This is a genomic window from Methanolinea sp., assembly GCA_030055515.1.
Classification (GTDB): domain Archaea; phylum Halobacteriota; class Methanomicrobia; order Methanomicrobiales; family Methanospirillaceae; genus Methanolinea_A.
On record JASFYI010000002.1, the window covers coordinates 401,185 to 407,184 of the forward strand.

A 6,000-nucleotide genomic window follows, 5' to 3' on the forward strand; every position below is an offset into this window, starting at 1 on the left:
GACCACGCGGGAATCACGGGAAGGGAAAGGGGGAGTGTTCCTGCCGCCCGCGGAATGCGGCACTCTCACGCTTTTTTTTGCGGAATGGTCCGATGTTGCCCCCGGAAAAAATGGAGGATTCCTCGTTTTTGCGCTCGGCAAGTGCACGGAATCAGCCACCCCTCCTACCGGGAATACCTTCCGGGGCACGTCCCCCCTGTTTTTCCACTGCGTCATGGGGGTATCTTTGGGAGGGGACGTCGGGGCGCCCGCCTCTCCGCACAGGGAGAATCGCCCTTTGGGGGAGAATGCCCCGGAGAAGAGGAAAGAGAATCTTCGTTTTTTCCGCGGGGAGGTCTCCCGCACCGGATCCCTGCAGCCCTCGGGTCATGGGGATCACCCCCTCTCCCGGGGCGGTCCGGCCCAAACGGGGACCACGTGGATCTCCCGCCGGCATAGCCCCGTCACCTATAACCCTCCCCGCCGCGATAGGATCCCCCATGGAACGGGACGCGCTCTCTGCCATCCACCTCGCCGCGGGGATAGCCGCGAGGGCGCACGCCGGCCAGGCGAGGAAGGACGGGATCACCCCCTACATCGTCCACCCGGCCCGCGTCGCGACGCTCGCTGCCCGGTTCGGCGGGGACCACGTCGCCATCGTCTCCGCGTGGCTCCACGACGTCTTCGAGGACTGCGCCCCGGGGGCGTGCGCTGCTGCCCGCAAGGAGATCGGGGCACTCCCGCTCCCGGAGGGAGAGGCGCGGGCGGTCATGGCGATCGTGGAGGCGCTCACGAAGGACCCCTCCCTCCCGAAGGAGGTGCAGATCCCCGACTCCCTCGACCGGATCCTCGCCGCCCCTCCGCAGGCTGTCCTCGTCAAGCTCTGCGACAGGATCGACAACCTCCTCGACGCGGAGCTCCGGGGCGGTGGGTTCAAGGAGGCGTACTTCCGCAAGTCGCACCTCGTCCTCGAAAGACTGCGGGACGCCGGCGTGCGGCACGGGTACGGCGGGGCGGTCGCCGTGATGGAGGCGCTGCTCGGGGAATGAAGGGAGGGGTGAAAGGGGGTTTCTCCAGTAGCGTCACCCCCCTCTCGATTCCCTGCCCACTCCAGGCCCCGCAGTTTGCCCCCATTTTTCGATCTGCGCGCGATAAGTGTCCCGTTTCGAAATCCGCACCAATCTATATCCCCGTCTCCTCCCCACCGATCCCTTGCCCCGGAACGGGGCAGGAGTATCAGCGAAAATGGCAGACTTCGTGCAAAGGTCTGTGACCAAGACCGCGGTGAGGACGTTCTCGTCCCCGATCGCGGACGCATCGGCGTTGAACACCATCGTCGCGAACCTCATCGCGAACAACCCGCTCGGCTGCACGAGCTACGAGGTCGGCGGCGAGACGATGCCGGGAATCGAGAAGACGCGCGAGGCCTACACCGCCCGGATCGCGTTCGAGGACGCGGAGGGGAACACGGTCGGGATGATCTCCGCCCGTGCCCCGAGCGTCACCGCGTTCGGCACGGTGAAGAACGCGATCGTCACCAACAACACCATCAAGACCGCGATGGGCGGCGACCCCGTGAACCTCTCCGACCGGGAGACCTACTCGGTCACGGTGCGGTGCCACGACCCCTCCGGCGAGATCTACTTCCTCACGTTCACGAGGAACGCGCTCCGCCTCTCCTCCTACGAGAGCGACGACATCCTCGACACCGTCGAGCAGTGGGCAGACACCGTCGCCGCGCTCGGGTGAGGGGTGCATCGTCCCCGGGGGATGCGGGTCATGGCCGGAGGTCTCCTCTTTCTCCTCGGCGTGGCGTGCGGCGGGCTGCTCATGCTCTTTGCGATCCTCCGGGTCATCCTCGGGATGCGCGGGCGGGAGGAGGACGGGCGGGGGCGGTGATCCCCCGCCTCCCCCTCTTTTTCCCAGGGGGGCAGGGACGACGGGGCCTCCGGTTTTCCGCCGGGCACCCGTGGCTGCCATGAAAAAAGCATGATCCCCGCCGGTCGGCCCGGCTCACCACTCCGCGAGCGCGAGGATCCTCCCCTCCCTCCCGTGCAGGCCGGCAGTCTCCGAGCAGCCCTCTTTCCGCTCGACCTCGCGGACGTTGTCCACGGTCACGTTCCGAATGATGCACCCGGCATGGGCATAGAGACCATGCTTTCCGCGAACCATCCGGGGAATACTCCGTCCGAAACATTCCTGCCCACGAATGCACTCTCCGTGTGGGAGAGGACCCGTCCCCCCGGCTCCACGATTGCGAGGGTGACCGGCATGTGCAGAGAGATTTTTTCATAAATATCCCGACCAGCCGGGAGGGCGAGAGGGTGAGGCTCACGGCCCCGGGGTGCGTGCCGTCCCGCGGGAAGACGGGGGGAGCGATCGGGACGGCCTCGCCCCCCTCCGCGAGGGCGAAGTACCCGCTCACCGGGGGTTTTTCGCGTCGAGACGGCCTGCCGGACGTTCTCCTGCGCGATCAGGCTCGTGTCGACGATCGAATGGGGCAAGGAGGGCTCCGCGGCCGTGGCGGTCCCGTTCCCGTCGCAGGCGATCGCGGCAACGGTCGCGGGGGAGGGGGCGCGGTCGTGTGCGGGACGAAGATGACGCACGTCCTGTTCCTAACGCCCGATCGCTCCAGTTCTGCCGCGACCTTTCCCGCGATGTCCACGTTCTGCGCCCGCGTCCGGGCCGGAGATCGCTGTCTCCCCGGGTCCCGTGACCGCGTTTTCCTCGGCCCGGCCGGGCCCGTCGGGGGAGGCCTTGACGGGCGCCGCGACACTCCCGTGCGGCCTGGAAATCCCCTGGCTCATATTCCAGCCGCCCTCTCTCCCGCGAGGAAAGGGGGGGACAAGGGATGAATACCTCATGGGACGGGAGTCTTGAATGCCCGCCACGTCACCCTCGTGCGATGGCCGCGACCCGGATCGATTCAGTCCCCCGATACCCCGACGAGGACCTTGCGCCTGCGGGGCCCGTCGAACTCGCAGAGGAAGATGGCCTGCCACGTCCCGAGGGCGATCCGGCCGCGGACGACGGGGACGGTCACGGAGAAACCGACGAGCGATGCCTTCACGTGCGCGTCCGAGTTCCCCTCGGCGTGGCGATAGTCGCCGGTCTCCGGGACGAGCCGCGAGAGGGAGACGAGGATGTCCCTTGCGACCGCCGGGTCGGCGTTCTCGTTGATCGTGACGCCCGCGGTCGTGTGCGGGACGAAGACGACGCACGTCCCGTTTCCGATGCCCGATCGCTCCACCTCTGCCGCGACCTTGCCCGTGATGTCCACGAGCTGCGCCCGCGTCCCTGTCGGGATCTCGATCTCTCTCCACTCCATGGGACTGAGTTCACTGCCCAGTCGCCTAAGTCTTTCGCCGGCGGGCACCTGCCGGTGCTGCGGTGCTAAGGATGCGCAGGCGGGGCGGGGGGCGTGGCAATGGAATCCGGGAGGTGGCGCATCGCCGCGACGGTGTCCCGAAAGAGGGAAAACGGGGTCGCGGGGAGATGGAGGGGTATGGAGCAGTGCAATTCGTGTCTCTGGCGGAAAAGGACATTTTCCGGGCGAAACAGGCAGGGATGGGAGCCGCACCGAGTGGATACAAAAAAGAAAGGCCCCCTCCCCTTCACAGCATCGCGAGGATCGCGCGTGCCTGCAAGATCAGGAGGTCGGCCTGCGCGTCGGAGAGTTTCTTCCCCCTCTGTGCCTCGACGTGGTTGATGAACGCGTTCACCTGGTTCTTCGCCGCGACCGCGTTCCCGCGGGCGAGCGAGTCCAGCGCGGCGTCGAGCTTCGCGGTGAGGCTCCGGGCAGTGCCGTGGTCGAGGGTGAGCGTGGAGACGGTCTCTTCGAGGTCGCGGATCGCGTCCTGCGGGGATGCGTCGGTGACGGTGATGGTGACCGTCTCTGAAGCGCTCTCGGTCCCGTCCGTTGCGGTGAACGTCACGGTGTATGTCCCGGCCTGGTCGTAGCCGGGCGTCCAGGAGAACGTGGTGTCGGAGAAGGTTGCGCCGTATGGGAGGCCGGAGGCGGAGACCGTGACGGTGTCGCCGTCGGGGTCAGAGGCGGTGACGGAGAAGGTGAGCGTTGCGCCCTCGGTCACGGTCTTGTCGCCGATCGGGGAGAGGACAGGCGGGCGGTTCGCGTCGGTGACGGTGATGGTGAGAGTCTCCGATACGCTCTCGGTTCCGTCCGTTGCGGTAAACGTCACGGTGTATGTCCCGGCCTGGTCGTAGCCGGGCGTCCAGGAGAACGTGGTGTCGGAGAAGGTTGCGCCGTATGGGAGGCCGGAGGCGGAGACCGTGACTGTGTCGCCGTCGGGGTCAGAGGCGGTGACGGAGAAGGTGAGCGTTGCGCCCTCGGTCACGGTCTTGTCGCCGATCGGGGAGAGGACAGGCGGGCGGTTCGCAGGGGAAACAGGCTCCAGCACCCGGGTGTACACGCCGTTGGTATACGAGCCGCCGAAAATGCGCCGGTCGGTCCCGAAGGTGGGAGAGAATATGCAGTCGAACTCCATGTTCGGGACCCCGTCCGGGAGCGTCGTGTCCACATCAGTCCATGTAGACCCCCTGTCCCGCGAGATGGCAGTGAAGTACTTGTAAGCAGAGAAATTGAAACCGCTCACCATGAGGGTGCCGTCCGCGGTGTAATCGGGCGAGAGGGAGAGCTTCACGGAGCCCGTGATCTTCGTGGGGTAAATTGGGGCAAAGGTTGCTCCCCCGTCGGTGGACTTGTAGAGGTTGTGCGGCCAGATGTACGCGTACACTGTCCCGTCACTTGGAAAATCCGGCGATATCTCGATCGCGTATGGCCAGGCACCGTCCGTTCCCACGGACGGCATCCCCTCGGCCGGGACCCATGTTGAACCCCCATCCGTCGAGCGGTATACCCCGGTGTACGTCCCTATCAGGATGGTCCCGTCCTGCGCGAACGCAGGGCTCACGTCCACGGAGATATAACCTCCCATGGGCAGGCCGTTCGTGGAAGTCCGCTCGATCCACTGGATGGTCCGGCCGCCGTCCCGGCTGATTCCAACCTTTTCTACTGCGCTGAGCGCGACGATATCTCCCTTGACGCTGATATCATAGATATTGGGTTTCTGCCAGTTGGCGAGATCTTCAAAATGGCGGGTCCACGTGACTCCGCCGTCGTAAGAACAGAGGAAGAGCATGTTCCCCGCGATGTAGATCGTCTCGGGAGAAGACCCGTACGCGACGTCGTTGATAATCTCGGTGGTGCCCGCGAGATAATTCGTCGTCCACGTCGCACCCCCGTCATGGGTGATGTACACGGGCGACGGCTGAGCGTTCCCCACGACGATCATCTCGCCGTCGCTTGGATAGTCGGGCGAGACCGCAAAGACGCGGACGCCGACCCCCGCGGGGCCAAGGGGTGTCCACGCTGAGTCCGCGAGTCCGCAAGGGACTGTCGCAAGTCCTAAGAGCAGTGCGAGCATGACCGGAAAGGTCGTTCGATTGGATACGGATAATGGAAAGGCCATCAATACCCCCTATCCTGGCAGGGAATTAATGAATGAAATTATTTATGCGTAGCGCTTTGGTTTCCAAAAAAAGGTACCTGGAGAACAGCGATCTCCCCCCCTCCCGGGAAGCCTCCAGCAGGTATTTCCTGGGAAAAACACCTCCTCTCTTGCCATTATTATACATGAGGTTTTCTAAAAGCCCCCATCGAACCACAAAAGCTATATAGCCCCCTCCATTTCTCTCACCAGAGATACGCATGATACTCTTTTCAATTCACAATATACAGGAGATTCACGCGCCTGGTGTAAAAGTACATTTCGAAAAACCCCTAAATCGAAAAATACGCAAGATTAAATCGTAAAATTGATCGTACTCGGAGGGGAATACATATTTGGTGAAGAGATGCATCCCCCTCTGGGAGGGGATCGCAAGGACCCAAAATGGTTTCTCCTCGAACGAGTCCTGGAACTCATCACCAGTCGTCCCGCCCAACAGGTATTTGCGAGAAACGAGATTGAGCCCATTCCCGCAACTTTAGATGCAATCGCG

The 6,000-nt window shown here is 64.1% G+C and carries 5 protein-coding genes; 2 read left to right on the forward strand and 3 right to left on the reverse strand.

Annotated elements, in window-relative coordinates; translation table 11 throughout:
• The first annotated feature begins 479 nt into the window (after window positions 1-479).
• Entirely contained in the window at window positions 480-1,028 is a 549-nt protein-coding gene (locus QFX32_06185) for an HD domain-containing protein (GenBank protein MDI9633629.1), read from the forward strand.
• 196 nt (window positions 1,029-1,224) lie between these two features.
• A complete protein-coding gene (locus QFX32_06190) occupies window positions 1,225-1,728 on the forward strand; it encodes a hypothetical protein (GenBank protein MDI9633630.1) in 504 nt (167 codons plus the stop codon).
• 264 nt (window positions 1,729-1,992) lie between these two features.
• Here the strand turns inward: QFX32_06190 and QFX32_06195 are convergent, their stop codons facing one another.
• From QFX32_06195 to QFX32_06205, 3 genes are all read right to left on the reverse strand, one after another.
• A complete protein-coding gene (locus QFX32_06195; GenBank protein ID MDI9633631.1) occupies window positions 1,993-2,151 on the reverse strand; it encodes a hypothetical protein in 159 nt (52 codons plus the stop codon).
• A gap of 754 nt (window positions 2,152-2,905) precedes the next feature.
• Window positions 2,906-3,307: a secondary thiamine-phosphate synthase enzyme YjbQ gene (locus tag QFX32_06200; GenBank protein ID MDI9633632.1), complete on the reverse strand. Its 402-nt coding sequence runs from the start codon at window positions 3,305-3,307 to the stop codon at window positions 2,906-2,908.
• A 286-nt stretch (window positions 3,308-3,593) separates the two neighbouring features.
• On the reverse strand, window positions 3,594-5,423 hold the full coding sequence (locus QFX32_06205; protein MDI9633633.1) for a putative Ig domain-containing protein: 1,830 nt from the start codon (window positions 5,421-5,423) through the stop codon (window positions 3,594-3,596).
• Between the last annotated feature and the right edge of the window lie 577 nt (window positions 5,424-6,000).

Bases quoted from the DNA above. Each gene is read 5' to 3' on its own strand.
- QFX32_06195 (MDI9633631.1), bottom strand. From the start codon at position 2,151: ATGGTTCGCGGAAAGCATGGTCTCTATGCCCATGCCGGGTGCATCATT.
- QFX32_06205 (MDI9633633.1), bottom strand. From the start codon at position 5,423: ATGCTCGCACTGCTCTTAGGACTTGCGACAGTCCCTTGCGGACTCGCG.
- QFX32_06185 (MDI9633629.1), top strand. From the start codon at position 480: ATGGAACGGGACGCGCTCTCTGCCATCCACCTCGCCGCGGGGATAGCC.
- QFX32_06200 (MDI9633632.1), bottom strand. From the start codon at position 3,307: ATGGAGTGGAGAGAGATCGAGATCCCGACAGGGACGCGGGCGCAGCTC.
- QFX32_06190 (MDI9633630.1), top strand. From the start codon at position 1,225: ATGGCAGACTTCGTGCAAAGGTCTGTGACCAAGACCGCGGTGAGGACG.